The organism is Vibrio sp. 10N.222.52.B7 (genome assembly GCF_041474275.1).
In the GTDB taxonomy this organism is placed as follows: Bacteria; Pseudomonadota; Gammaproteobacteria; order Enterobacterales; family Vibrionaceae; genus Vibrio; species Vibrio crassostreae_C.
This window is the reverse complement of record NZ_JBFRTU010000027.1, coordinates 1-562: the sequence shown is the minus strand read 5'-3', so window position 1 is coordinate 562 and position 562 is coordinate 1. Positions and strand designations below refer to the sequence as shown.

Genomic DNA, 562 nt, shown 5'->3' with positions numbered 1-562 from the left:
ACAGTGATGCCTGGAGTAGTATTACCTGCGCCGCCATTTTCAGATTCAAGTTTGCCCAGTTGGATACCATCAAACTCAGAATAAACCGTGAAACCGCCTAGAGAGTTGTCAAACGTGTGACCAGCTTCTAGCGTAGAAGTCATGTCAGAACCGTGGATACGGCCATCGTCATGAATTTGGATGTTACCCGTTACGTAAGAAGAACCAGCAAAAGCACTAGAAGCGAAAGCAAGAGAAAGAGCACTTAGAGCGATAATTTTTTTCATAGTAAACTGCCTTAGTTTAATTTTTTCAGCGGCACATCTTCGGTACATCATTCACCTTCACCGCTTGAGTAGTTGGTAGCCTCCCTGGCATGAAATCTATGTTGCTCGAATTAATTCGCGTTTAAAAATAAAAGGGACAGCAGAGTGATCCCTCTCACTATCAAAAAAAGACAAGTTATTTAAAACTTTAAAATCAACAACTTAAAAACATAAAAATTGATAAAAAACTTAAGATGGAAAAATATACAGATCGGGATCACGTTATTTCACGAAGAAAAATTAGATCTAGATAGTTG

General features: G+C 38.6%; 1 pseudogene. It reads right to left on the bottom strand.

The window, feature by feature from the left end:
* Nucleotides 1-266 (bottom strand): annotated as a pseudogene (locus tag AB4512_RS10130) (porin); the annotation flags it as partial.
* Nucleotides 267-562 lie beyond the last annotated feature (296 nt).